Source organism: Priestia flexa NBRC 15715, assembly GCF_001591565.1.
Lineage (GTDB): Bacteria > Bacillota > Bacilli > Bacillales > Bacillaceae_H > Priestia > Priestia flexa.
The window spans coordinates 19232-45376 of record NZ_BCVD01000013.1; the positions used below are offsets into that span (position 1 = coordinate 19232).

A 26145-nucleotide genomic window follows, 5' to 3' on the forward strand; every position below is an offset into this window, starting at 1 on the left:
ATATAGGAGAAAGTTGGAGGGTTATTTATGTCACTACTGTTAAGAAATAAAGGAGCCATGCTGCTTTTAATGCTTAACATCTTTTTGGTGTTTATGGGAATAGGTCTTGTAATTCCCATTATGCCAACTTATATGATTGAGCTTCAAATTAGCGGAAGTATCGTTGGAATGCTTGTCGCTGCATTTTCGTTAACACAGTTTATCTTTTCACCTGTTGCAGGGAGATTATCGGATTCTTTTGGGCGTAAAAAAATGATCGTTACCGGTATGTTGATCTTTGCCGTGTCAGAGTGGCTATTTGGAATTGCCAATGCACCGGCGCTATTGTTTGGCGCTCGTATGCTGGGCGGAATTAGTGCAGCATTAATTATGCCAGCCGTTATGGCTTATACAGCTGATATTACGACGCCAAAAGAGCGCGCAACAGGAATGGGGTATATTAATGCAGCAATCACAACAGGCTTTATCATCGGCCCTGGAATCGGTGGATTCATTGCTGAATTTGGCATGCGAGTCCCGTTTTATTCAGCAGCCGTTGCAGGAGTTTTCGCAGCCTTACTTACCTTATTTGTTCTGCCTGAATCACCAATGGAAGAACGCGTGAAGGCTGACCCACTTCAAACAGAAAAGCAGAGCTTATTTACACAGTTACGTAATTCGTATAAGGAACCGTACTTTTTAAGCTTAATTATTGTGTTTGTTGCTTCGTTTGGCTTAGCGAATTATGAGACGGTATTTGGTTTATTTGTAGATCGTAAATTCGGCTTTACGCCAAAAGATATAGCATTTATTATCACGTTTGGTTCCATTGCAGGAGCTGTTGTTCAGCTCACTATTTTTGGGTGGATTGTCAATAAGTTTGGTGAGAAAAGGGTTATTTCAATCTGTCTGTTTGTAGCAGGCTTATTCGTACTTTTAACTTTGTTCACGCATGCATACTGGTTGATTGTTGTCGTAACGTTTACGCTGTTTTTAGCAATCGATATTTTACGACCAGCTATTAGTACACAAATGTCAAAACTTGCTCAAGAACAGCAGGGCTACGTAGCCGGCTTAAATTCTGCTTACACAAGTTTAGGAAACATTGCAGGACCTCTTGTTGCAGGGATTTTATTTGATATTGATATCAACTTTCCATATGTAGCAGCGGCCATCGTTTTATTCGTTTGTTTCGTCTTAACGTTAACAGTAGGAAAGCGAGTAGCTCAGTCAAATCCAGTTGTTGAGAAGTAAAAGTGGTTGAAGAACGTTCTATTCCTAGTGGATAGGACGTTTTTCATTGACTTTTGACAGGTTGTTTCATACACTTTTAGTAAAATATTTCAGCTTAGGCTGTATGTTGCTACTTATTAAAGTAGAGAAGATACATAAGGAAGGAACGAATATATGAATGAAACCTCATCTGTAAAGTCGATGGGCTATTTAATTAGTCGTAAGCTTATTGCAGGACTAATCATGGTTGTTGCCATTAGTGTCTTAGCGTTTGTCACGGCGATTATACCTGCGGATAAGCCAGCTGACTTTACTATCCTTAACTTTATTCAGGAGTTTAAGAAAGAAGGGAGTTTTTTCGCGCTTGGGTACTACTTTTTTATTGTAGGCTCAGCTGTTATCTTAACCTCTTTTGTGGTAGAGCTAACTGCGCAAACGATTACAAATCGCTGGGAAGGTAAGTACAAGTGGTGGATTACGGGTGCTTTACATTTTGTTTTATCACTTTTTTTCATCCCGATGCTGCTTTTTTTCTTTATTGTGGATCGCTTATTGGCACTTAAAAAGACGCCATATCATTGGAAGCATGTACTTGGATTTTTTGTAGCTCCAATTGCGCTATTTAGTTTATTTGTTGTTATCGTTTAAAGCCTCTCTGCTTCAGAGAGGTTTTTTTATGGAAGCGTTAGGGGGAACTTTGGTGAATAAGATGCTAAAAGGAAGAAAATAACGAATTTTATAAAAATAATGATATACTAAACTCATTAGTACTGTAGGAGGTTATTGTGTGAAAGGATACTTCAAGCCATTTGCCATTATAATAGGTGCGCTTTTACTTTTTCTAGGAGGATACGTATTTGGAAAATCCACGTCTGATCAAGTCACTCGGGAAATCTGGATTGGCGACGGGAAGGACGGAGAGACAGACGTTCAAAAGGTCATTACGGACTTAGAAAATCAAGCTGCTGTTGATAACTTATCGCTGATTTACGCTCACCGAGAAAGCATTGATACTGCGGATGTAGATATAAACAATCCGGATCTTTACGTAGCATTTAATAGTCCAAAGCAATCGGCATTATTAGTTGAGTCTCGTCTTTGGCTAAACGATAAGGGAGCTGTTATAGCGGAACGTACGGGTGAGACGTGGGATGAAGTTGACTATTCTACAATTCCTGTGGAAGATGCTCTTTATATTCAAAGTTTGTTGAAGAACAATAATGAAGAATAATTTCTTTTATTTTCCATAAAATGAAACTTTTTGGATGGTCGTTCGTAATAGAAATAAAGGGGGGGATTCATTGAAAAATTACATAGCCTTCATTGCTAGCTTTGTAATGTTAATGCTTGTATTGCAAGTAGGTAGTGGTATGCTGTTAACAATGCTGTATGAGCCAGGCTTGACGGAAGAAGTTGGAACGTTAGGAAGCACGGTTACCTTTGGTGAAAGTACTTATATGTTTCCGCTTGTAGTAGCAATGCTAGCAGCAACAATTTCCTTTTTTATTTCAAAACGACTTTCATAATGTAGTAGAAAACTAGGCATGTACGGTGCTTAGTTTTTTCTTTTATATGTTCGAGCTCCAGGCTGTTCTTTTACTGCACGCCACGCTGCAATTGCATCTGCACGGCTTTTCCCTTTGTTGGTTGGGTCTGCAAAGAAATCTCTTGTAAACTGGTTATATTCAAACTGGGCTCCAATTTCTCGCTGATAGGAAGGATCTTTTTTTCGGCTTTCTTCTTCATACCAGGCCGTCACAACATCACGATATGTCTTGCCACTGTTCTGTTTAAAGTAGTTTTGGATATAGGTTGAAAAATGAAAGTTTGGAATGATAGTTTTGAAAAATGTCCGTACGCTTTGGCTACAGCGATGGTGTTTTGTAATAACAGTGTCAAGACTCAGTTCTTCTAACTTCTTACCGTTAGGAGCACCCGTCTTTTTATGAACAGGACGTTTTATTTCTCCAGTTTGCAAAAAGAGATGAATTCGCTCTGTTAATTCTGCTTTGGATCCACTTCTGGGGATGTGGTGGTCGTGGCAAAAACCTTGTAGTTCTTTCTTTAACCAATAATAGCTGAGAAATTCTTTTGTCTTAATGTGTTGATTCAGTTTAGGTCTCATACATAACCATCCTTTCAATCTATTTCAATATTAGAACATTAGTTCGTGTTTTGTCAATGGCATAATAGAGAAAATATACCATTCATAACGATTCACTTTACTACACCTTATTTCCACCTTTTAGTATAATTAGTCATATCATTTAGAGGAAAGGAGCCGAGCAAATGCCTGCTTATAATAAGCTAGTCCGTGATTACATTCCGCAGATTATCGAACAAAGCGGAAAGAAGTATACAACAAGCAACCTAACTATTGATGAATACAAAAAGGAACTAAAGAAAAAAGCTGAAGAAGAATGGAGCGAATATAAGGAAGCCAAAACGGAGCACGAGGCAGTAGAAGAGCTTGCGGATTTACTAGAAGTTGTTTATGCGCTTGCTGCATTAAACGGCGCAACTCCTCAGCAGCTGGAACATGTGCGTCAGCAAAAAGCAGATGAGAAAGGTGGCTTTAACGAAAGAGTTTTTTTAGTAGAGGTGGAAGATCAATAACTCTTAGTATATAAACCTTTTTTAAAACGATAATGGTCCAAAGAAAGACGCTCCTTTTTAAGCACAACTAAACTCAAGTTGTGCTTTTTTATGGTACACTAAAACTAAGAAAAGAGATCTACATCAGGGGGCACAATTGTGATTACAGATTTACAGTTTGGTGAGGCTTTTGTACGAGGAAAGCGATATCGCCGCAAGCAAATTCATGATCTTTATAAAGGGCAGGAGCAAAGTGAAATTTCAACGCCAAAGGAATACCCATACATCTTTATTTTTACAAAGATGAGCGGTGAAGAATACGGTACTTCTCATGGATGGAACGACGATCAAACAACCTTCTTTTATACTGGAGAAGGACAGCGTGGTACGATGCAGCTAATCAAAGGAAATAAAGCGGTGATGGAACACGCGGCAAACGGTGAAACCATCTATTTATTTCAGTACGTAGAGTCTGGAATTGTTGAGTTTTTAGATGAGATGACGTATGTAAACCATCAGCTTGAGTTGATGTGGGATGCAGACGGAAGCTTTCGGGAAGCGATTATGTTTGAACTAAAACGCAACCATGTATTAGAAGAGAAAGCGAACGCAATTAGCATTAACTCAACGGTACAAGAAGAGCTGTTAGAAAAATTCTATGAGGAAAAGAACTTAACGAAAAAGGTAGCTTTCCTTCATCGTTATATAAAAGCGCGAGCGAACGGAAAGTGTGAATCATGCGGTGCACCAGCATCGTTTAAAGATAAAAAAGGAATGCCATATCTAGAGCTTCACCACATCAACCACTTAACCGACAGCGGGTTAAATAGAGTGGACCAAGTTGCGGCTCTTTGTCCAATTTGTCATAGTCATATTCACCATGGACAGGGTGGCGGAAATTACAATGCAAGGTTGGGTACACTAATTAAAGAAAAAGAACTAGAAGCTGTTCAATAACTGAACGAATAGAAAGGCGTGAAAGTAATGGAACTATTAGGTCTACATCACGTTTCAATTTTAACGGGAAAAGCCGAAAAAAATTATGACTTCTTTACAAACGTACTGGGAATGCGTCTTGTAAAAAAGACGGTTAATCAAGATAACCCGCAGTCATATCATCTGTTTTACGCAGATGCAGAAGGAACACCTGGAACGGAAGTCACTTATTTTGATATTCCTGGCCTTGGTAGAACCTACCCGGGAACAACGGATATTTCAACCGTATCCTTGCGTGTGCCGACGACGGAATCCCTTCACTATTGGAAGCAACGCTTTGAAGAGCTAGAAATCGATCACGATGAGATGACAAACCAAGCAGGTCGCAACGCGCTTGCGTTTCGTGATTACGAAGGTACACGACTGATGCTTGTTGCAGATAACGGAGAAAAAGGTGTACGTGCCGGTGTTCCATGGAAGCGAGAAGATATTGAAGAAAAGCATGCAATTATTGGCTTAGGTCCGGTTACGTTAACAGTTGCAGAAGCGAAGCTAACAGCGGATATCCTAACAAACGTTATGGGATTTCGTCATGTGAAATCTTATAATTCAATGAAAGTTTATGCAACAGGAGAAGGGGGAAGCGGAGCTGAAGTACATATTGTAGAAGAACCCGGGGTGCCAAAAGCAAGGCTTGGAAGAGGTGGCGTTCATCATGTTGCGTTTCGTGTCCCAAATGAGCAAGAATACCGCTACTGGCTTGAACGCTTAAAGCAAGCTCGTATTCCTCACTCCGGCGAAGTCGAACGCTACTATTTTAAAGCAATTTATTTTAGAGAGCCAAACGGTATCTTATTTGAACTTTCAACCGATACGCCTGGCTTTGCGACCGACGAGCCCAAAGAAACGATGGGAGAGAAGCTCGCTCTACCGCCATTTTTAGAACCGCGTCGAGCAGAAATTGAAGCGAATTTACGTCCGTTGGATATATAGAAAGCACAGCTGTTTTTATAGCTGTGCTTTTCTGTTGTTTTTCGTTGCGTGTTTTTTAAGGCGAGCTGCAAAGCGAGTGGAATGGAAACAGCTGATGTGTTGCCGTAATACTCGACGCTCGTTAGCATTTTTTCGCGCGGAAACTCAGCTTTTTCGCAAATGGACTCAATCATTCGCAAGTTGGCACTGTGCGGGACGAACCAGTCAATGTTTTCTTTTTGAAGATTGGTTTGCTGTAACAGCGAATCAATACCTGCTGGAACGGTTCTGGTAGCCCATTTGTACACTTCGCGTCCATTTTGAACCATTTTACCAGGTGTTTGAAGCTGCTCTTCGTTCATCGTTGTGGATAAGTTCGTTCGATACACGTGCTTACCGCTGCTGCCCCGTTGCCAAATAGGATGCAGGTAGAGCGGTCTTTATAATCCGTTACTTTTGATAGTGTCTCTGCTGTAACAACTAAGACTTTTTGGTGTAATCCAGACGTAATAAAGCTATCGGCAATATGTAATCTGTAAGTAAAGCCAGCGCACGTTGCGTTAAAATCAAATGTTCCTGCACTATTAAAACACCTTTCTTTATGACTAGGTTATATCATTAAATATTAGTGCTATATAACAAAAAAATGTAAATAATTGTATATTTAAATATTCTTATAATTAAACGGACCTTATTCAAACCAAAGTAGATTTTGTCGAAAAATAGATGTAGAAATTAATAGTTTTATTAGAAAAATAGTAGTATTATAGTCGTGAGTAAAAAGTAACCGAATGGGACTTAGGGGGATTTTTTGATGAGTAAGAAGAAGGTTGTTACAGCATTAACTGCAGGTTTATTGGTTTCTTCGTTATCGATGGGGACAGGTTACGCAGAAGCGAATAATTATGATGTATCAAAAAAAACAATTGAAGAGCAGGCAGAGGTTAGCAAAAAGCTAGAAAAAAACATTGTGAAGCCAGAAATAATAAACGAGGTAAAGTCAGATGTTTTGAAGTCGTTAAATATGCCAGCACCATTTTCAAATAAAGCAGCAAAAAGTCTTCAGCGATCAAGCGTAAGCTTTGATAATGAAGAAATTGTTTTTGAATCAGAGCCCAATGATGATTTTCATACAGCAAATATAATGTCTTACGGTAACACAGTCATTGGTCAGCTTTTACCACTTTACGATTTGGACATGTATAAAGTGAATGTTCCTACAGCCGGCGCATTCATTATAGCAGGAGGTGCCTCTTCACCTGTAATCGGTTTAGGCTTTACGGTTACCGAAAAAGATTATAAAGATAATAATAATGTCAGCTACTTAGGCAGCGAGTTTGACGAAGAGATTGAAACGCAAGTGTATCAAGTAAACAAAGCTGGTACTTATTATGTTCCAGTTATTGACTTTGATAATATCGATGACCTTGATGATAATTCGGAAGAAGATATTTATATTTTGTCAGCGGCGTTTGTTGATAACGTTGCGCCAGCAAAGCCAGTAGTGAATCAAGTTACTAACAATGATAAAGTAATCACTGGAAAAGCGGAGGCGAACTCAACGGTAACAGTGAATGTTGGTAAAAATCGAATCGGCTATGCGAAAGCAAATGCGAGCGGATCGTTCTCTGTTAGTATTCCAGCTCAAAAAGTAGGAACAACGCTAAACGTAACGGCAAAAGATGCAGCTGGAAACGTCAGCAACTTGACCTATGTCAAAGTGACAAGCGTTGACGTGACGCCACCTGCGAAGCCAATTGTTAATCAAGTTGATGATAATGATAAAGTCATTACAGGAAAAGCAGAAGCGAATTCAATGGTAACGGTGAACGTTGGTAAAAATCGAATTGGCTATGTAAAAGCAAGCTCAAACGGATCATTTTCTGTTAGTATTCCTATTCAAAAAGCAGGAACGACGCTAAACGTAACGGCAAAAGACGCAGCTGGAAATGTCAGCAGCTTATCCTATGTCAAAGTTGTAAAAGCTGATGTGACGCCACCTGCAAAGCCAACGGTTAATAAAGTAAAAGAAACTGATAAAGTAGTAACGGGTAAAGCGGAAGCAAACTCAACGGTAACGGTGAATGCCGGTAAAAACAGATTGGGTTATGCGAAAGCTAACTCTAAAGGCGTGTATTCCGTGAAAATTGCTGCACAGAAAAAAGGGACTCTTTTAAACGTAACGGCAAAAGATGCAGCTGGAAATGTGAGTAAACTTTCATACGTAACGGTTGTAAAGCGTTAATAACCATAAAAAATGCACTTCAGAATATTAGCTGAGGTGCATTTTTTATGAGAGCTCATTGTAAATAACGAGGGGTATCCGTTTTTGGATAGTTAATCTCTTGAAACAGATCCTTTTGAGTTCCTGTGTCACTAGGTGGACTGTTCTCTAACTGCTGAGCTAAATGAGGAAAATAAAGATTCATTAAGTTTTTAAATTCTCCGATTGTTAATGGCTTTTCCGATTCTTTTAGCTCATAGCCAAGTTGTCCATTGGGTTCAATCGTGGCAGATTTTACGTGTTCTAGCTTTGCCACGCCTTGATTACGAAGCCGCATTTCAAGCTGATCAATGGTTAAACGCAGTTTTTTTAATTAAGCTGGCCATTTTCAATTACAACTTTTGGTTTGCCTGTAATGAACTTTTCTAGCGCATTGGATTTCACCTGTACGTATTTTAAAACCAAGATAGCTAGTACAAAAACAGCAGCGCCTATAATTGCTTTAAACATGCTTTTTTCGACAATAGGCTGAACGATAATAGTTCCTAGTGAAATCATTACAACGGTTTGAGCTAGCGTCATCTGAGCAATGGATTTACGTCCAGCTATCCTAAGTAAAAATATACCTGTTAAGATTAAAATAAGCGATTGCCATATGAAATTCATTCTTTCACCTTTTCCTATTTATTCCTGAATTTTAGGTTGGTTAAAAAGGAGTTTTTTTATGTATAGATAGGAGGTGAGAGATTTCATATGGTAAAATATATGAATCATATAAATTTAAATAGTATCAATGGAGGAAAGTATGAACGAGTCTATGAGCAGCCATTTTAAAAACTTAGAAGCAGCTGATAAAGCCCTTCAGTATGAAGCTTTTCAAGAAATTCTAAACGCAACTTCTGAACCGGTAGATTGGGCTTATGAAGTGTGGGAGGAGTTAATGAGGTGGTTAGGAGATGCTGATAACCATAAAAGAGCAAGAGGAGCTCAAATTCTTGCAGGTCTTGCGAAAAGTGATCAGGAAAAACGAATACTAACTGATTTTGGTTCCTTGTGGAAAGTAACCAAAGACGAAAAATTTGTTACGGCTCGTCACGCCCTACAGGCAATCTGGAAAGTGGGCTTAGCAGGAGACGGACAAAAAGAGTTAGTTCTTAAGCACTTAGTTGATCGCTTTCATACATGTGAAGGCGAAAAAAATGCCACTCTTATTCGCTTTGATATCATTCAAGGCTTACGAAATCTATACGATGAAACAAATGATGAAAAATTAAAGCAGCAGGCACTAAAGCTAGTAGAGATAGAAACAGACGCGAAGTATCAAAAGAAGTACCTTAAAGTATGGAAATGAAAATCTGTAATTAAAAAACAGAACGCTTCGATACAAGTAAAAAGCATTGAATGGAAGGAGGCCTTTATATGCTTACAGGCTCTAAACTAACACCTGAGCTATCAGTTTCAAATATAGAGAAGAGCTTGAACTTTTACATCAACTTGTTAACATTCAAGGTAAAATACGAACGAAAAGAGGACAAGTTTGCCATGCTGACCTTGGGTGGGTGTGAAATCATGATTGAACAGGTAAACGGATATTGGAATACAGGTGAGCTAGCTTATCCATTTGGGCGAGGTATTAATTTTCAGATTATGGTAGACGACGCTGAGTTTATTTACAGTCGATTAAAAAAGTATGATTATCCAATTAAGTATAAACTTACAGAAAGCTGGTATCGCGTTGATGATAAACTTTATGGACAACAAGAGTTCTTGGTTATGGATCCAGACGGTTATTTATTACGGCTGGCTGAAGATATAGGAAAGAAAGCAGTATGAACACGCTAGAGTTGCACTATCATATTTATCAAGACAATGTAAAAGTTGCTGAACATTACTTGCCATGGGCTTTTTCTATGATAGAGAGTGACTATGAATCTACATCTTTATATATTCTGGCGGCTCTTCAAAAACCTTATAATATTTTTGAAGCGGAACACTATTTTCGAAGAGCTGTGGAAGAGCTTGAACTAAAAGTACCAACTGAACAAGAATGCACCACATATGTTGTATACAAAAGGCTTGAAGAATTAATCAATCAGTCAGATGATCTTTTCAACAAGGTATACGACTTGTCTACCCTCATCATATATGAGTTAGATTCTCCAAAACAACTGGCATCATTTGTAGAAATTAGTAATTTAATTGATGACTTTCTATACGGTGATAACTACTACTTAAAGTTGACAGAAACTATGTTGAAAGAGGAGATTTTGAGGAGAGCTGAAAAGTTGATAAAGTCAGTGAAGGAACTGGATGGAATAGACTAGCACATTTGTGGAATTAACAAAGGTTTTTTATTGATAAGATGTATTTAATATGTATATTTTATTGTAAAAAATCACACTCTATTCGAATGTATTTACAGTAGGGGGGATTTGCTTTTGTTTACTATTTTGCAGTTTTTTAAAGTTAAATGTCCCAACCTTCTTTTAGTTGATCGAATAAAAGCCTGGCACCAGATGGGCTTAAAATAAGACCTTCTGCGTACTGCTTATTTTCTGGCGTTACTTCTCCTGTTATAAGGCATTTATTTTCTAGCTCAAATTTCCTTAACATAAGCTCGCCGTCTTTTGCGAAGATTTCTAAAGGATCTTTTATGTTAATTCCCAACACTCTTCTCATCTCAACTGGAATGACAACGCGCCCTAACTCATCTACTTTTCGTACGATTCCTAGACTTTTCATAAGTTCCTCCTCACGACCCTTCAAATGAACAGGATTGTTTTAATCCTTTAACTAAAATATGTGAAACGACAGCAATACATGTTTACTTTTTTTAATTTGAATAGTAATTTGTAAATATTTTCACTTGTAAAATAATGTCTATAAATATTCTGAATGTACATAAATATCAAGGTTAATAAAATAAAATTATTTTACAAATGGAGCGTTTCTTTCTTGAAATATCTGTTTGTTATCATCAGTTAATGTAACAGCCGTGATAACTAAACTTTATGAAGAAGAATCCCTCTCATTGTTTGTATTAAAAAAATGGTAAGTATTTTGTTTGAATTTGTCGATTGGATTAGATTCTTGTGGTTGGAAAAATATATTAGGATAGTTTACTTGTTTAATATTATGGGTGGTTTAGGAGGGAGAAGCTACATTTTAATTTCATAAGTAGCCACAGGGTTTTTCTTTCTCACTTCTTATCGTATAATCAGTCGTATAAAGAATAAGGACTGATACAACAATGACGGTGGAGAATAATGCTTATTTATTAGCTTATGGCAGAGTGAAAGGAGAGTTTTTATGATTGATAAAAGCTCTTCTACACCTCTTTATTATCAAATTAAAGAAATGATAAAAGAAAAAATTATGTCAACAGAATGGCAAGCGGGAAGTGCGATTCCATCCGAGAACACGCTTTCTAAGCTATTGTCTGTCAGTCGACTAACTGTGAGACAAGGAATTCAAGAATTAGTTGATGAAGGCTATTTGACAAGGAAAAGAGGAGTAGGAACGTTTGTACTTGAGAATAAGATTGAACAAAAATTAGTAGCAGCAACGAGCTTTACCTCATTAATGCATCAGAAGGGGAAGGTTCCTACCAGCACTATTTTATCCATTGATGAAATTACCGCTTCAAGATCTGTCAAACATAACCTAGCGCTGAAGGACGATTCAAAAGTGTTATCCATAAAGAGGATACGATACGGAGATGGCGTGCCAGTAGCACTAGAGACGGTTTTTTTGCCCCTAGAATATAGGGATTACGTGCTAGACAACAATATTACGCATTCTCTACATGGCTTTATTGAAAAGAATTTTAATGTGAAAATCGGTGACGCGAAACAAACGGTTGAAGCTACGCTTGCAAATGAGCAAGAAGCAAACTATTTAAATTTAGAAATGAATGCACCTTTACTGTTAATTAAAACGGTGACATACCTTACAAACAATAAGCCTTTTGAATATGTCATTTCAGTATATGCAGGCGAAAGATTCAAGATATCGTCTCAAATTGGAGAGCTTCGTACTAATCAGGTGATGTAAAGAAATAGAGATTGGTGTGTATGTTGTTGGTCTTATGTTAGGAACACCTTTATGTGATATCGACGCAGCGCTTATTCATGACGAAGAAGAATGATTAAACGTTTAGTAGGTGAATCCGGTGAGTTATTAACATAAAAGCAGCTGAATCATTCAGCTGCTTGTTTGCTTATCGATTTCCCGCATAGTTAAAGATAGGATCACGAAGCTCAAATTCATACGTGTGCCCGTCTACAATACCGACAGTTTTATCTCCGTCATATAAATCTAATAAGAAGCCTGCCATCTCTTTTGCTGTATGATATTTTGGTACATTACCTTTATAGTCAAATCCTGCTGTTCCACGAGCACGATTAGCAAACTCGGTTTCAGTAGCGGCTGGTGCCAGCACTTTTGCCTTCATTTTTGCACCTTTTGCTTGAAGTTCTTGGCCAAGGCCTTCTGTAAATACACTGACGTAGAACTTTGAAGAAGGGGATAAGACAGCTCAAGCTCGCCTTGAACTTTTAGAGAATCATCACCTTGCTATCCAAGAGCAGCTTCAAACCTTAATCATTACAGAAGAGATGTTAACTCATAAGATATCAACCTATAAAAAGATGCTAGCAAAGCAAAACGTGTAGAGACATCTCTACACGTTTTTTAGTATACGTATCTGCTACAATTCCACGCTCATTAGGTAAGAAAGATGGCTACTACAAAGAATCCAGTTATTAAAACAATAAGTGGAATTCCAGTACTTTTCCAGCCCGAGCCTCCAGCTCCATTAGGAGAAGTGCCAATTTGCGCACGGTCTATAGCATCTCGTAAGTTTCCGGCATGATTACTTTCTAATTCCTTTTGGCGCAGCTGTTCTCGCTCATTTTCAGGTGTTCTATTATGAGTTTTCATATACACATCTCCACTTTGTCTCATTTTTAGCTAAGCTCTTTTCTCATTTTTTTGCGCCAAATAACGGAACTAAGTAGTAAAAGAAAGGCTACTGCAAAAGGGAGCAGCGAATCCAGCAGTAATTCGTTCGCTTTGACATAGCGAAAAATAAATATACCGCCAAATATCAACATAATCATGAAGGAAAGCCTTATTAAATACGTATTAATACTCATTTTATTCACACCTTTCTACAAGACAATTTTAAAAGAATAGGTAAAAATAGTAAAAACTATTCCGTGGACAAAAAATGCAAGGAATGGTTCTCTTTGTTATGGTGTTACCTCTACTAAAATTGCATCTCCATTTTTTCCAACCTTGACTTTGGCATGCTTTGCTTCTTGCTCGATTTGTAAACCGGTTCCTTCTGGAATAAAGTAATGCTCAATGCCGTATTGAATTCCCCAGCTGTAGTACGTACCTGTTATGAGAACATCACCTTTCTTTGCTTGATAAGGAGAATTCCACTTATCATGAATTTTATACTGCTTTGCGTATTCGAAAACACCTTGTTTATTTTTGCGAAGCAGCAGTTGAACACGTTGACCATCTTTAACCTTTTCTAATTCAATATCAGAAATTTCATAATGTAGCTCCACATAGTCTCCTTGTAAAAGAGAGCGTGGATCTAACGGAGCTAGCTCGAGCTTCACTTCTTTTCCACTTTGGAGAAGTATTTCATTTTTCATAAACAATCCGCCAAGAATCATAAGCTGTAGAGCAATGATGAATACTATTCTTTTTTTATGTTGCTCGATAAAGGAAGGGTGTTGTTTTTCAACAAGATCAAACTTATAGCTACATGCGGTAAATAAAGCACCTAATAGCAAAAGTGCGAACGATTTATCGAGAAGATCCCAAAGGTAGTCATAATATTGCGTTCCTAAAAAGATAAACCAAAAAATAATCGAAGCTGTAAACTCAAATTTCTTATCTTTCCGCACGCTTTTAAAGAGAAACGCCGTAGAAAAAGCAAAGAACAAGATGCTGTAGGTTATGTTTAGAGTAGGTGAATTCACGCTTCCAATAAGGGAAAGTGAAAAGATAAACGTAAGCAAAAGTGAGCTTCTTTTAAAAGGTAGGCAAGCTGTCAAACAACACACAATGACATTTAAAAGAATGAGCGCAATTAAAACGTAATCAAGTTGAATAGCTTCATAATAAGTTGTTGGTAGCTTAATAAGTATCAACAGCTGAGCAAGCGTGTAGATGGCTGCGCGCAGGGATTTTTGTTTAGCAAACCATAGAAGTGATACAAAGAGTACAAAATAGATAAAGAACAGCGCATCGTATACAAAGAATGCGGATACTCCGCTGATTAAAAAGCCCGTCATAAAAAGGGTATACTTAACGGTTGGAACAGCCGCTTTGATAACGAAAAACGAAAGCATAATGGCTGTTCCAATCAGCATCATGAAGTTTTGTGAATACTCGCCAGTAAAGAGCGTTACAAGTCCACCAATGGATATGCTACCTAAAATAGAAGCAATTGCCGTAATTCCTATGATAATAATTTGTTTAATTACACGCAGCGATCTTTGCTGAGCATTGGTGTGGTGAGAAAGCCAGTTAATGAACCAAACGCTAGCCGCAACAAATAAAAAAACAAATCCAAGTACCAAAAATAAAGTGAGCTCACTATAGTTATCGAACAGATACCACAAAACTTGCTGGACAACGAGCAGCGCAGCGGCAACGATTGAAATTCCTAACAATCCTTTGTGTGATTGTACTTTTGAAAAATAAAACAGTGAAACAATTGATAGAGCGATATAAGCAATCAAAACGCTTACGCTTAGCACAGTATAATTTGGTTGTGAAATGCTTAAAAAGATGAAGTGAATGACAATAAAAGCACCATACATTACAATAGGCGACTTTACATATTGCTTTTTTACGAATAGAAAGATAAGAGCGTTGATAAACGCCATTGTAAGGTAAAGAAAAATTTCTTCATTTTCTGTTCGGTGGAAAACGGCAGTTGGTGAAATATAAAAGTACATGGTGAGCTGAAGTAAGATAAACGAAAGAACATAAAACGGCTGATATTTTGTAAATACACTAAATAAAACGGCTGGTAAGAGCCAAATGAAAAATAACCAATACCCGTCTGCATGAGAGTTATAGATTTGCCCGACGAGCGCAGTGCTTAAACCAAATGAAATGGAGCTTGCAACGAGCAGCCAGTGACTAAGAAATGCTTGGTGAGGTAACAGCATTCTGCTAACAAATCCACTTCCGTAAAATAAAAGCATCATTGCCATGCTTAAGGCGATTTTTGTATAGCGGTCAAACCCTTGCCAGTTTGATGCAAAGAAATACAGTATTCCTGCCAACACTAACGAAATGCCCAGTAAATAACCAAGCTTTACAAGGTTTTGTCTCATAAAATCTCTCCTTTTTTCGCCTATACTACTATATACTAGCGTGGTAAGAAAAATTTTACAACAAACGAAGAATTTTTCTACTATTGTATAATATAGGTAGTTAAACGAAGGGAGAGGTTTACATGAATGAAGCATATATATGCAGCGAGTGTCATCAAACGTACCCTGTGAAAGACATGCTGTGGAAGTGCAAATGTGGAGGAGTATTGGATTTGTTAAAGGAAAAGGTAGCTTTCCAAAGTGAAAACATTCATCACCACCTGCCAACGATGTGGCGCTATGTTGATGCACTGCCTTTTTCAAAAGAAGCAGACAGCTGGAAGCGAGTAACAATGGGAGAAGGCAACACGCCGCTTATCTCCTTAGAACCAAATGCCCCCAATACGTATGTCAAAGTTGATTACATGATGCCTACACTCTCTTTTAAAGATCGCGGAGCAGCCGTATTGATTGCAAAAGCAAAAGAGTTAAAGCTAGAAAGTGTCATTGCGGATAGCAGCGGAAATGCTGGCACAGCGATTGCAGCCTATGCCAAAAGAGTCGGCATTGCCTGTGATATTTTTCTTTCAAGTAGTACGTCTCCAAAAAAGCCGTTCCAGTCTGCCCCAAGCTTTTAGGTGGTTTTACCACGCCGCGCGAGCCAGCAGAAATTGTTGGAGGAAGCGCTGAAGATGTGCTAGACGGAACGGCGAGCGTGATTGAAAAATCAGGTAGAGACGTGACGAGTTTATACATACAAGGAGCTTATCAAACGCTTGAAAAAGCACAAGAGCTAAACGCAACTGTTGTGGTGTTAAAAGAAAGCAGTCCTTCATGCGGAAGTTCGATGATCTACAACGGCACGTTTCAAGGGACACAAGTTACCGGAATGGGAGTGACAACAGCTCTTTTACGAAGACATTCCATTGAAGTGTTTTCAGAAGAGGAGTACAAAGCAATAGTTAAAAAGAGTCCCATTGCAAGCTGGTTTTATAGCTGTTAGTTAGAAGCGGGTGGCTCTTCCATCAAGCTTCGAAGTTATTTTAGCTTCCACGACCACGACCTTTGCTTGGACTTGCATCAAAATAAGTGGATTTCTGACGATGACAAGTGGTTTGAGTAGAGGGGAAGAAGATGGTGTATGAGCCCAAGTGAAAAAGATAGTATTTTTACAAAAAAGTTAGTGAAAATAATCTAAATAGTAGGTCATGTCAGTTTCTTTTCCTGTTAAAAAAGTTCAGCCATTTTTCGTGAATGATAACAAACCCAAAGCTCTGTGAATTATTCTCACAGAGCTTTTTACTGTTTATAGCACCTTCTTTAATAGCTTTCCTTTGCTTTTACAAGCGCAGTTGATTTGACGTTTACTTTTGATAAGCAAGCGGTTAATATTCCGGCAGTCAGTAGAAATCCACCGATCATTCCAATAACGCCGTGCCAGCCGTAGTGTGACCAGAATATCCCGCCTAGAGTCCCGCCGACGCTTGAACCCGTATAGTATAAAAATAAATATAAGGACGAAGCTTGTGCTTTGTTGTGCAGGGCTCGCTGTTCCACCCAGCTGCTAGCGATGGAGTGAGCGCCGAAAAAGCCGAAGGTAAAGAGGCCAATACCGATAACTTTTAAGAGTAAGTGGGTTTCCAACGTAAGGCAGACACCTGCAAACGAAACGAGTAGGTTCACAAGCAAGATGGGCTGTTTACCGTGGTGATCAATGAGCTTTCCGTTCCAAATCGAGCTGAATGTTCCAATCATCATAATAATAAAAATCCAGCTGATAACAGATTCGTTGGGTCCGTAAGGCTTAGCGGTTAGCACGTAGCCGATGTAATTAAACAAAGCAACGTTGCTTCCTAATAGCAAAAAGCCAATACAGAATAAAAAGAGTAAGCCAGGATCTCTTAAGTGATCAACTAGTGATTTTCCTAAACTTACGACATTGAGGCTACGCGGTACAAAATTTGTTGAAGCAGGTAGGCTGCGCCAAAAAATAATTGTAGCAACTAAGCTAATAATTCCAATTAATCCAATGGAAAGATGCCAGCTGGCTGCGTCGTTGACAACTCCTGAAATGACGCGCCCCGCTACGGCTCCAATTGCATTTCCACTAATGTATAATCCCATGGCTGCACCTAAGCTTTTTCTTTCAATCTCTTCGCCAAGATAAGCCATTGCAACGGCCGGTAACCCTGCTAAAGCGATTCCGACGAGTGCTCGAAATGCTAATAATATATAAAAATTAGGACTAAAAGCTGTTAAAATGCAAAGCGCAGAAGCAGTGAACATCGAATAAACCATCACAGGTTTTCGACCCCAGACTTCAGAAAGAGAACCAAAGACAAGCATACTGATGGCGAGGGTAATAGTTGTGATGGATAGCGATAAGCTTGCGATAGTCGGTGAAACATCAAATTCGTTTGTGAACGTTACCATTAATGGCTGAGTGCAATAAAGAATGGCAAAAGTATTGAAGCCCGCTGCAAAAAATGCAAAGCTCGTTTTGCGAAACGCTTTTGTTCCCTGCTGAATATAGCTCATACTATCATCACTTGTTCATGATCATATTCTCCACACATGTTTTATCCATCCTTTTGATTATTAATTTCGATTCTATAGCTATAGAAGAATTTCTCTCCTGTATATCCTATCACTTCTGATATATAATGTATAATGCATAGTTATCATGATTTTAATGTATTTATGTAATGAGTGGAAGGGGTGTCAAACGAGGTGGAATGGCAGCAATTTGAGTATTTCCAGACTTTAGCACGCTTACAGCATATGACAAAAGCAGCCAAGGAGCTTTCGATTACGCAACCCGCTTTAAGCAGGTCGCTAGCTCGGTTTGAAGAGGAAATCGGTGTTTCACTCTTTGAACGACAGGGAAGATCGATTCGCTTAAATCAGTACGGTGAAATTCTACTAAAAAGCGTTACGAATATGATGAGTGAATTTGAGAAAGGGAAGCAAGAGATTCAGCATTTACTTGACCCTGAACAAGGTCAGGTTTCTCTAGGGTTTTTACATACGCTGAGCACCAACCTCATACCTGATTTGCTTGTGGAATTTCGCAGACAGTATCCCAAGGTCAACTTTTCACTTAGACAGAGTCCAACGCATATTCTACTAGATCAGCTGGAAAAAGGAGAGTTAGACATTTGCTTAATCTCTCCCATGGGTATTAAAGAACCCGTAGCGTGGAAAGAGCTTTGGAGAGAAGAGTTATTTGCGATTGTGCCGACGAATCATGCTTTTGCCACAAAAGAAGCAATAACCATTGAAGAGCTAGTAGAAGAACCGTTTATTCATTTGAAAAAAGGGTTTAGCCTACGCGTCACGGTTGAGCAGTTTCTTCATGAAGTGGGTGTGAATCCTCACGTAACCTTTGAAGGAGAAGAAGCAGACACGGTTGCGGGGCTTGTGGCCGCTGGGCTTGGCGTATCGATTTTGCCGGATTTAAAAGGAGTAGATCAAAGTCATATCGTGAAAATTCCAATCCACTACCCGAAATGCGAACGTCTTATTGGCATAGCTTGGGTTAAAGGAAGATACATTTCACCAGCCGTGCAGAATTTTAAAGAGTTTGTATTAAAAACGTTTTAGCCGTCTATCAATAAATAAAATCCCTTCTTTACGCATATACATGGGTATTAAAAGAGTGTGCCAAGCTATAAAGGAGGGGTTTTACATGTCAACAGTTCCAATGCCTCTTTATAAAAAATGGTGGTTTCTTGCGCTGATGCTTGCGCTAACGATTGTCTTTTTATTTTGTTCTGCACTTATTATTACGAGCTATCAAAAAATTTCACTGCTAGAAGAAGAGCTTGCTGAACTGACAGAAGAAAAGAAAGAAGTCCTCGTAGAAAAAAATCAGGCTTTAAAGCAGCTTGAACATGTAAAAATGCAGCTGTCTGAGCTTGAAGATAAGCTCGCAGGTCAAACGGCAACCAGTCATGATACGCCAACAGCTTTTTCAGCTACGCTTACGAATCCAATTTTGTCATTAGATAAAAAAGAGGTTGAGCATGCGGTCTATCAAGCTGCCGAAGAGAAATATCCTAAGAACAAAACGATGCAGCAGTACGTGGTTAAAGAACAGCTTGAAAGCTATGAATATTTAAAAGAATACGAGATTACTTCGCAGTTTGAGCTAAACCACCTACATGATGCGATGAAGGCCCATCCAGATGATTTTACCGCGATGCAAATGGTATTTGAAGAAGAGTTAAAAGCTTATGAATATTAATGTCGAAATGCTATGCGGGTTATCGTATAGCTATTTTTGTCTGGAAATCTCGTGAAATTCCTGTATAGTGATAGTAGAAAATATTGAATTAACGGGTGAATAACTACATGAGCACAATTAAATGGAATGAAGCAGCTTATGAGATGCTGCAAGAATGGCTGAGCTTATATAACGAAAAAGAACCGCTGCGCTCACGCCATTTACGTAACGTAAAGGACAAGCTTCATCAGCTGACGGAACAAGAGTTTATGATGGAAGTTTCTAAAGAGCTGCATGAGGTTTATAAAGTAGTGAAAACAGAGCGCAAGCAGTATGATATGACTAACGGAGAATTTTTAGTGACAACGCTGCTTTCAACAGATTATCCAGCTTTTCTGGAAGCGCGCAGTCAAAACTTGCGCCGAGTAGAGAAGTTAAAACAACTACATACAGAGATACTAAGCCTTTTTGAAACAAACATTAACACATCGTCTGACATGACCAGCTTGTTAAATCGTTTTTTCGATGCTATATCAGCATATGGTCAAACAAAAAAGCTAGCGAATCTTGAAGCGAAGTGCGCAGAATATTTGCCAGCGTTTATGGATGTTGATCAAAAGCGTGAAGGGTTAAAAGAAGATGCTTTAACTGCTCAAAAGCAAGAAAGTGAGCTGCTTGAAGAATGGAATCAGCTCCGAAAAAAGCAGTACGTGACAAAGCAAACAGCAACTGGTTTTCGTACGAAGCAGCACGAATACAATGAAAGCATTCGCCGTCTTACCGTCGCAAATAAACAGCTCGAAGAAATCGACTTACCTGGTTTGAAGAACAGTTTTGCGAATCTTGAAACTGATATGAAAGCATACGCTATCGAGGCGCTGCGGGCTATTGAAAAAGAAATTAATGAAATGATAAACGATAGCGAGCGTTCTCAACAACAGCTACAAAAACAAATCGAGAGAGTAACCTACGTTGAAGAAATGGATGCGCACTATAAATGGCTATCATCGTTTATGAACGCTTCACGAACGTTTTTTCAAGGAAAAGAAATTGAAGCGTTCGACCAAGTAGCAGACCTGTACCGAAGCTCAGCTATTGCTGAATTTATTGAAGTTGCTGAAGAAGTACAAATGCTTACCGGGCCGGAACGTATGTCACCTGTTTCTCTTCCTTCTTATTTTGCTAGTTTGCAAGTGAAAGAAGAAAAGCTAAGCGTTCCAGCTACAGCCGACTATCCGGTTTTAGAAAAGCAGCAAAAAACAAAGCGAACGTTTCCCTTTTTCGTAGGGGCAGTTCTTGCAATCGTGCTCATTTTTATTGTGTATATGAATTTTGGCCGCGGGGTTACGGATGATAACACTGCACCAGCTATGACAGAAAAAGCAGAGGCAAAAGATAAGCAATCAGCAGAAAATGACCCAAAGCCTGTAAAAGACGTGAGTGAAACAGAGATTCACAACTTTGTAGGGTCTTATAAAGCCGCTTATTTTTCAAGCTTAAACAGCGGTGACTTTAGCGGAATGGCACCTTATATCGATGAAGATGCGCAAGTGTATAGTGATTTAGAAGCGTATATTACGTCTTTAGCTGGAAAAAACGTGTCGTTTGCCAATGATCAATTGCTTGTTGGTAAAGTTGAAAAGACAGGTGAAGGTAAGTATTCGGTGTATGCAACAGAAGAGTACACGTTTACCGATTCGTATGATGCCAGTACAAAGTTTGTAAAGAATCGAATCTATCGCGTGGAGCTAAAAGGTGAAGATAAGCTTAAAATTAAAAGTATTGAAACCACCAAAGACGTTCAAACGCCAGTTGAATAAACTATAGAGAAAGATCCTCCTCTCATCATTTAAGAGATTTTGAGAGGGGGATCTTTCTGTTCAAGCGTGTTTGCTTTAGGAGCTTTTTGAAGCGTAAGTAAAAAGACAACACCAAAGATACAAGCAGCTCCTACCCACTGAAAGAACCCAAACGGCTGCTGAAGCCAAAAGACCGTTGTCAAAACAGCAGCAAGAGGCTCCAGACTTCCTAACAAACTTGTTTCTTTTGGGGGGAGGCTATCTAAGCTTTTAATATACAGCCAAAACGCCAGCATCGTTCCAAAGATGATGACAAAGAGCAAGTAGCCGTACGCAGCAAACGTAAATGTATCAAAATGAGCTTCCCAAGGCGCTCGAATAAAGCTAAGCGCAACTCCGCCAACCACCATTGACCATCCAACAACAACCAAAGAGTTAAATCGTTTAAGAAGCCGAACTGCATACAGCGTATAAAAAGCGGAGCATACCGCAGAAAGCAGTCCCCATACGATGGCTAGATAGGGCACAGAAAGCGTTGAGAGCGACCCGTTTGTAAGAAGGAAGAAGCATCCGGTTAAAGCTAATAAAAGGATCGTTCCGTCTTGTCTAGTAAAACGCATTTGTCTTCGAAACAGCAAGTATACAATAATAATGACGGGTGCTAAATATTGAAGCAGCGTTGCGACGGCTGCATTTCCATGATGAATAGCTGCCATATATGTATACTGTACGCCAAGCATGCCCAATATGCTATAAGTGACGAGCTGAAGAGCCGTCTGCTTTTCTTTCCAAATGAAAAGGACTTCCCGGCGATTTTTACCAAAGCAGCTTAAAAGTAAAAGCAGCAATCCGGCTAGTAATAAACGCGTGGTCACTAGCCAGTTGACGTCAATTTCATAGTCTTGAAACAGCTTTTTTGTTACTGTTCCTCCAATTCCCCAAAACGTTGCGCCCACAATCACGAATAATAAGCCAGCACGTCGATTAGATTTCATTTGATTTCCTACCTTTACAAAATATCATGATAGTATAATCATAAAGAGAAAAAACGCGTATTTATATTCAAATCGAGCTTAAAAATATAAAAATATTGAGGTGGGCTATGAAGTTTAAGCAGTTTTTAATCAATGAACAAAACTTAAAAGAGCTAACGAAGCACTACACGGGAGCGCTGCCGATTGCTTGCTATGAGACGACGATACTAGAACACGCCAGCGGTTACATTCCGCTTCACTGGCACGATGAAATTCAGCTCATCTACGTTTTAAAAGGAGAAGCGATTTTTCAAGTGAACGAAGAAAAAATTAAGCTGCGTAGCGGGGATGGACTCTTTATTAACAGCGGCTGCTTGCATATGGCAGAAGATCTCAAGAAAACGGGCTGCGTGTATATTTGTTTAAACGTGCTTCCGCATCTTTTTTTACCTCAAGAGCTCTATACAACTTACGTTTTGCCTTACGTTCAATCCACCAATTTATCGTATGTATTGATTGATGGAAGCAAAGAGTGGAGCAGAGCTATTCAACAAGCTTTATTTGTCATTCGCAAGCTTGTGCAAACGAAAGAACCGCTGTTTGAAATTGAGATTACGGCTAATCTTATTAAGGTTTGGAAACAGCTCTTGGTTCACGCTTTTCAGAAGCAGTACGTGTACACAGAAGAAGTGAAAAATCAGCGCATAAAAGCTATGTTGACGTGGGTGCATATGAACTATAGCGAAAAAATTACTCTCGATGATATTGCAGCATCCGGTCAAATAAGCCGATCTGAGTGCTGCCGCTATTTTAAAAGGATGCTAGACGTTACGCCGCTTCAGTACGTGATGAAGTATCGCATTCAAAAAAGTATTCTGCTCTTAAAGCAAGAGGAAAAAAGCATTACGGACGTAGCTTTTGAAGTGGGATTTAACAGCACCAGCTACTTTATTGATCAGTTTAAAAAAATGATGGGAATGACGCCACTTGCTTATCGGAAAGGGAAGCTCTAAAAGTGTTTGTGGAAAATAATTGTAAAAAATGCGTTTCTCCCTTATCATAGTGGGTAAATCTACCAAACTATGGAATAGGATAAGGAGAATCAAATGAAATCAAGAATAAATGAACTCATTCAACATACAAAAGAGAAATTGGGCTTGCAAGACTACTATTTATATCGTTCAGACGTTAGGCGCAGTGCTACTATTTTAGGAAACACAGTCTATACACTTTCAATGGAGTGGTTTCCCAATCATGAACAAGACTTGTTAGATGAAGATCTTAACCCTACTGGAACAGCTGTAGTGGAAGTCGATTTTCACACAGGACTGTTTACAACTGCTATTTTCGTTGGCGGGATTTCTTATGCTGAAGGTGTCAAGCTTTCGATTGAAGACTCGAATGCTGTTGTTCGTTGGATTGAGAGCGAAACGGGACTTCAAGAAGGCACTCATTTTGTATTTCATAAGCGTAAGGACAAGCGAATGTCCTTTAGAAAAATCCTAAACGGTGTTTCCGTATCGCCATCTGGATTGATTGAAGTTGAAGTGGATGAAGCGGGGAATTTAACATTTTTCTCAATCAACGGAGATTTTTCAAAGAAAGAGACGTTTAACAGAGAAAAGTATGAGCTTACTCTACCGCAAGTGAAGCACATTGTGGCTGAGCAGCTAAAGTTAGCTGAATTTCCAAATATGAAGACGGAAAAAATGACGCCTGCTTATGCGATTGAAGAAGTATACATACGAAATCGCGATTTGTCGCTGATACCATTCAGCGTCATTGTTGCTGAAAAGGCCTATGTAGAACTTGATAAACTAATCAAGTGGGAAGGTGAAGTTCAACAAGCGTTTCAAGAAAAAAGCTTGACGCTAACAGAAGAAGTATCATTTAATCAAGCATTGAAACGAGAGCCACATCCTGACTTAAAAGAAGTGACGAAGGAAGATATTGAGCGGAGCATCGCAGCGGTTCAGCGCTTTTTAGCACAAGTATATAAGAGCGACTCTGGAAAGTGGTCTTTAAAATCTATACATCGAGACAAAGGCTACTTAGTCGCTAAAATACAATTAAAAGAACAAACGCAGAGTGTGTTGAAACGAAACATTCAGCTGTTTATTGATCGTTCTTGCTATGAGGTTATGAACTATATGGATACAAAGTCCCTTTTAGAAATGATTGCAGACTTTCAAAAAGCAGAAGAAGTAACAGTTGCGAAAGCAGAAGCGCTTGAGAAGCTGCACAATTTCATAGAACTTACGCCATGCTATGTTTATGACCGCAAACAAGGAAGGTACGTTCTTTGCGGAAAGCTAGACTGCCATTACGCTGTAAATGCTATAACTGGAGAAGTCGTTTCACTTGATGATCTGTAACAACAGGAGGTAAGGATATACAATGCGTTTAAATTTAAAAAGATTCACCGCTTTACTGATAGTAACGTTGAGCCTCACAGCTTGTCAAAGCGTAAACGAACAGGAAGAAACGCAACCGGAAGCGACAACAGAAGAACAAATAAAAGCAAGAGCACTCCAAGATGAATTTACGCGCAGCATGCTGAAATCCGCACAGGAAACGGAAAAAGGATACTATACGCTTGAATCCAAAACGGGGGAGTATGAGATGTTGTTTCCGGCTGGTGGGGGAATTTCTGAGACGCTTTATTCATATACAGAAAACCAAATTGAATCCTATGTAATAGGCGCAGTATACGATGATCAAGTAGAAGCGCAAATCCGTATCAACTATAACCAAGAGCTTTATAACGATAAAAAAGGAGTAAGTTATTCTATTGATTTTTTGACGAATAACTTAGGGATCTCATCAGCTTTTGAAAAAGTAGACTTGAAAAATCGAACATTGTATATAGCACCATTCAAGGTGGACGAAGACGCAGTTGGTTATGCGGCATATGTTCATCCCAAAAGTCAAAAAGGTGGAGTAAAAGTAGTATATTCAGTAGGGTGTAATCAGCTTCAGGTCCAGTGTGAACCATCAAATGAAAAAATAAAAGATCGAGCACACAAGGTAATGTCATCAATTACCTTTAAGTGAAATCGAAAACAGCTTATATAGAAATAGAAGAATTCCAAAAGGTAGGAGTTCTTTTTCTCTATAAGCCTTTTAACGTCTTCTCTGGCTATATGCTATAGTTGTTTTATGAATTTTTCTTGTGGAAAGAGATGAGATTAAGTGGATAATAAAATAGTAAGGCAGTAGAAGTTAGAACAAAACTTAAAAGACCTTAAAATAAACACGAAAGGTAGTGACCATCAATTATTTGATGAATGTATTGAAACGCTTGGAGAAAATACAGTAATCCTTTCGAACGAAAAGAGTCAAGCAATTACTAATTTAATAGAAGAAAAGTTTCCTATCTCTGTTTCTGGAAAAGTTGATTGGAGCAATATAGAAAATCATTTGCTTATTCAGAACAGGGAAGAGTTACTTCCACGCATTAAGCAAAGAGTAAAGGACTTTGAAGACAGAGTTTATCTCATTTGGGATGACAATTAACTTCCAGTAATCGAAACAAGCCTGAATCATATATTTCAATCTTTAGATAAAATTGAAGCAGTTAGTTTTTATTATTGTCTGTTTGATACAAATCTTACGCTTATAATTGAAATTTAAGATGAGCAAATCATTAAGGTTGGGTTTAGTGAACTATTAGGGAGATAGCTTAAATAACAATCTCTATACATGTTGATACCATAAAAGAAAGGTACATAAGTGCTAAAAATTAGGAGGAGAACTATGCATATAAAAACAAAAAAAACGCTAGCCATAGTTCTCAGTAGCCTGATTTTAGGTGGCTGTCAAATGAGTGACAAACAATCAAACGAAACAAAACCAGTAGAAA

The 26145-nt window shown here is 38.7% G+C and carries 26 protein-coding genes and 5 pseudogenes; 21 read left to right on the top strand and 10 right to left on the bottom strand.

Going from position 1 to position 26145, the window contains the following annotated elements; genetic code table 11:
* Positions 1-27 precede the first annotated feature (27 nt).
* The 4 genes from BFL01S_RS03870 (at position 28) to BFL01S_RS03885 (ending at position 2738) form a co-directional block, all read left to right on the top strand.
* Complete coding sequence (locus BFL01S_RS03870; RefSeq protein WP_061784932.1) at positions 28-1233, top strand: MFS transporter; 1206 nt, start codon at positions 28-30, stop codon at positions 1231-1233.
* Between the two features lie 153 nt (positions 1234-1386).
* A complete protein-coding gene (locus BFL01S_RS03875; protein WP_061784933.1) occupies positions 1387-1860 on the top strand; it encodes a hypothetical protein in 474 nt (157 codons plus the stop codon).
* 139 nt (positions 1861-1999) lie between these two features.
* Entirely contained in the window at positions 2000-2443 is a 444-nt protein-coding gene (locus BFL01S_RS03880; protein ID WP_025911833.1) for a hypothetical protein, read from the top strand.
* 70 nt (positions 2444-2513) lie between these two features.
* On the top strand, positions 2514-2738 hold the full coding sequence (locus tag BFL01S_RS03885) for a hypothetical protein (protein ID WP_025911834.1): 225 nt from the start codon (positions 2514-2516) through the stop codon (positions 2736-2738).
* Between the two features lie 29 nt (positions 2739-2767).
* Here BFL01S_RS03885 and BFL01S_RS03890 read toward each other — a convergent pair whose 3' ends face one another.
* Positions 2768-3337: a DUF6434 domain-containing protein gene (locus BFL01S_RS03890; RefSeq protein WP_061784934.1), complete on the bottom strand. Its 570-nt coding sequence runs from the start codon at positions 3335-3337 to the stop codon at positions 2768-2770.
* 164 nt (positions 3338-3501) lie between these two features.
* Between BFL01S_RS03890 and BFL01S_RS03895 the strand changes: the two genes are divergently transcribed.
* The 3 genes from BFL01S_RS03895 (at position 3502) to BFL01S_RS03905 (ending at position 5736) form a co-directional block, all read left to right on the top strand.
* On the top strand, positions 3502-3828 hold the full coding sequence (locus BFL01S_RS03895; protein ID WP_025911836.1) for a nucleoside triphosphate pyrophosphohydrolase: 327 nt from the start codon (positions 3502-3504) through the stop codon (positions 3826-3828).
* Between the two features lie 138 nt (positions 3829-3966).
* A complete protein-coding gene (locus BFL01S_RS03900; protein WP_061784935.1) occupies positions 3967-4764 on the top strand; it encodes an HNH endonuclease signature motif containing protein in 798 nt (265 codons plus the stop codon).
* A gap of 27 nt (positions 4765-4791) precedes the next feature.
* Positions 4792-5736 carry a ring-cleaving dioxygenase gene (locus BFL01S_RS03905; RefSeq protein ID WP_061784936.1) on the top strand — a complete coding sequence of 315 codons (945 nt, stop codon included), beginning with the start codon at positions 4792-4794 and terminating at the stop codon, positions 5734-5736.
* Between the two features lie 56 nt (positions 5737-5792).
* Here BFL01S_RS03905 and BFL01S_RS19855 read toward each other — a convergent pair.
* Positions 5793-6286: pseudogene (locus BFL01S_RS19855) on the bottom strand (3-oxoacyl-[acyl-carrier-protein] synthase III C-terminal domain-containing protein); the annotation flags it as partial.
* A gap of 243 nt (positions 6287-6529) precedes the next feature.
* On the opposite strand from BFL01S_RS19855, the gene BFL01S_RS03910 reads away from it, so the two are divergent.
* Positions 6530-7960: an Ig-like domain-containing protein gene (locus BFL01S_RS03910; RefSeq protein ID WP_169799838.1), complete on the top strand. Its 1431-nt coding sequence runs from the start codon at positions 6530-6532 to the stop codon at positions 7958-7960.
* Between the two features lie 55 nt (positions 7961-8015).
* Here BFL01S_RS03910 and BFL01S_RS03915 read toward each other — a convergent pair.
* Positions 8016-8605 (bottom strand): annotated as a pseudogene (locus tag BFL01S_RS03915) (DUF421 domain-containing protein).
* Positions 8606-8744: 139 nt separating this feature from the next.
* Here BFL01S_RS03915 and BFL01S_RS03920 point away from each other — a divergent pair.
* From BFL01S_RS03920 to BFL01S_RS03930, 3 genes are all read left to right on the top strand, one after another.
* Entirely contained in the window at positions 8745-9290 is a 546-nt protein-coding gene (locus tag BFL01S_RS03920; RefSeq protein ID WP_061784937.1) for a hypothetical protein, read from the top strand.
* 68 nt (positions 9291-9358) lie between these two features.
* The gene (locus BFL01S_RS03925; protein WP_061784938.1) at positions 9359-9772 is read left to right on the top strand and encodes a bleomycin resistance protein; all 414 of its coding nucleotides are present in this window, start codon (positions 9359-9361) and stop codon (positions 9770-9772) included.
* Complete coding sequence (locus tag BFL01S_RS03930; RefSeq protein ID WP_061784939.1) at positions 9769-10263, top strand: hypothetical protein; 495 nt, start codon at positions 9769-9771, stop codon at positions 10261-10263. The genes BFL01S_RS03925 and BFL01S_RS03930 overlap by 4 nt, the downstream gene beginning before the upstream one ends.
* Before the next feature lie 142 nt (positions 10264-10405).
* On the opposite strand, the gene BFL01S_RS03935 is transcribed toward BFL01S_RS03930, so the two are convergent.
* Complete coding sequence (locus tag BFL01S_RS03935; RefSeq protein WP_061784940.1) at positions 10406-10681, bottom strand: AbrB/MazE/SpoVT family DNA-binding domain-containing protein; 276 nt, start codon at positions 10679-10681, stop codon at positions 10406-10408.
* 567 nt (positions 10682-11248) lie between these two features.
* On the opposite strand from BFL01S_RS03935, the gene BFL01S_RS03940 reads away from it, so the two are divergent.
* On the top strand, positions 11249-11992 hold the full coding sequence (locus BFL01S_RS03940; protein ID WP_061784941.1) for a GntR family transcriptional regulator: 744 nt from the start codon (positions 11249-11251) through the stop codon (positions 11990-11992).
* Between the two features lie 166 nt (positions 11993-12158).
* On the opposite strand, the pseudogene BFL01S_RS03945 reads toward BFL01S_RS03940, so the two are convergent.
* From BFL01S_RS03945 to BFL01S_RS03960, 4 genes and pseudogenes are all read right to left on the bottom strand, one after another.
* Positions 12159-12458, bottom strand: a pseudogene (locus BFL01S_RS03945) (SDR family NAD(P)-dependent oxidoreductase); the annotation flags it as partial.
* A 206-nt stretch (positions 12459-12664) separates the two neighbouring features.
* Positions 12665-12904: a DUF6366 family protein gene (locus tag BFL01S_RS03950; protein WP_139109179.1), complete on the bottom strand. Its 240-nt coding sequence runs from the start codon at positions 12902-12904 to the stop codon at positions 12665-12667.
* A 2-nt stretch (positions 12905-12906) separates the two neighbouring features.
* Positions 12907-13095 (bottom strand): hypothetical protein, encoded by a 189-nt coding sequence (locus BFL01S_RS03955; RefSeq protein ID WP_035321404.1) that lies wholly within the window; start codon positions 13093-13095, stop codon positions 12907-12909.
* A gap of 96 nt (positions 13096-13191) precedes the next feature.
* A complete protein-coding gene (locus tag BFL01S_RS03960) occupies positions 13192-15306 on the bottom strand; it encodes a GDYXXLXY domain-containing protein (protein WP_061784942.1) in 2115 nt (704 codons plus the stop codon).
* A gap of 122 nt (positions 15307-15428) precedes the next feature.
* On the opposite strand from BFL01S_RS03960, the pseudogene BFL01S_RS03965 reads away from it, so the two are divergent.
* Both BFL01S_RS03965 and BFL01S_RS03970 read left to right on the top strand, forming a co-directional pair.
* Positions 15429-15896: pseudogene (locus tag BFL01S_RS03965) on the top strand (threonine synthase); the annotation flags it as partial.
* Positions 15890-16288 (top strand): annotated as a pseudogene (locus tag BFL01S_RS03970) (2-thiouracil desulfurase family protein); the annotation flags it as partial. The pseudogenes BFL01S_RS03965 and BFL01S_RS03970, both read left to right, overlap by 7 nt.
* Before the next feature lie 317 nt (positions 16289-16605).
* On the opposite strand, the gene BFL01S_RS03975 reads toward BFL01S_RS03970, so the two are convergent.
* Entirely contained in the window at positions 16606-17823 is a 1218-nt protein-coding gene (locus BFL01S_RS03975; RefSeq protein WP_061784944.1) for an MFS transporter, read from the bottom strand.
* Between the two features lie 192 nt (positions 17824-18015).
* On the opposite strand from BFL01S_RS03975, the gene BFL01S_RS03980 reads away from it, so the two are divergent.
* The 3 genes from BFL01S_RS03980 (at position 18016) to BFL01S_RS03990 (ending at position 21330) form a co-directional block, all read left to right on the top strand.
* Positions 18016-18888: a LysR family transcriptional regulator gene (locus tag BFL01S_RS03980; RefSeq protein ID WP_061784945.1), complete on the top strand. Its 873-nt coding sequence runs from the start codon at positions 18016-18018 to the stop codon at positions 18886-18888.
* A gap of 85 nt (positions 18889-18973) precedes the next feature.
* A complete protein-coding gene (locus BFL01S_RS03985; protein ID WP_061784946.1) occupies positions 18974-19531 on the top strand; it encodes a hypothetical protein in 558 nt (185 codons plus the stop codon).
* 107 nt (positions 19532-19638) lie between these two features.
* Positions 19639-21330 carry a TcaA NTF2-like domain-containing protein gene (locus BFL01S_RS03990; protein ID WP_061784947.1) on the top strand — a complete coding sequence of 564 codons (1692 nt, stop codon included), beginning with the start codon at positions 19639-19641 and terminating at the stop codon, positions 21328-21330.
* 29 nt (positions 21331-21359) lie between these two features.
* Here the strand turns inward: BFL01S_RS03990 and BFL01S_RS03995 are convergent, their stop codons facing one another.
* The gene (locus tag BFL01S_RS03995) at positions 21360-22304 is read right to left on the bottom strand and encodes an EamA family transporter (protein ID WP_061784948.1); all 945 of its coding nucleotides are present in this window, start codon (positions 22302-22304) and stop codon (positions 21360-21362) included.
* Between the two features lie 107 nt (positions 22305-22411).
* On the opposite strand from BFL01S_RS03995, the gene BFL01S_RS04000 reads away from it, so the two are divergent.
* The 4 genes from BFL01S_RS04000 to BFL01S_RS21430 all read left to right on the top strand — a co-directional run bounded on the left by BFL01S_RS04000 (position 22412) and on the right by BFL01S_RS21430 (position 25799).
* Positions 22412-23296, top strand: coding sequence for an AraC family transcriptional regulator (locus tag BFL01S_RS04000; RefSeq protein WP_061784949.1), 885 nt, complete (start codon positions 22412-22414; stop codon positions 23294-23296).
* Positions 23297-23389: 93 nt separating this feature from the next.
* Positions 23390-24658, top strand: a complete 1269-nt coding sequence (locus BFL01S_RS04005; RefSeq protein ID WP_061784950.1) for a hypothetical protein — start codon at positions 23390-23392, stop codon at positions 24656-24658.
* A 22-nt stretch (positions 24659-24680) separates the two neighbouring features.
* Positions 24681-25337, top strand: a complete 657-nt coding sequence (locus BFL01S_RS04010) for a YvcA-related protein (RefSeq protein ID WP_061784951.1) — start codon at positions 24681-24683, stop codon at positions 25335-25337.
* Between the two features lie 195 nt (positions 25338-25532).
* Positions 25533-25799, top strand: coding sequence for a CDI toxin immunity protein (locus BFL01S_RS21430; protein WP_427625262.1), 267 nt, complete (start codon positions 25533-25535; stop codon positions 25797-25799).
* The last annotated feature ends 346 nt before the right edge of the window (positions 25800-26145 follow it).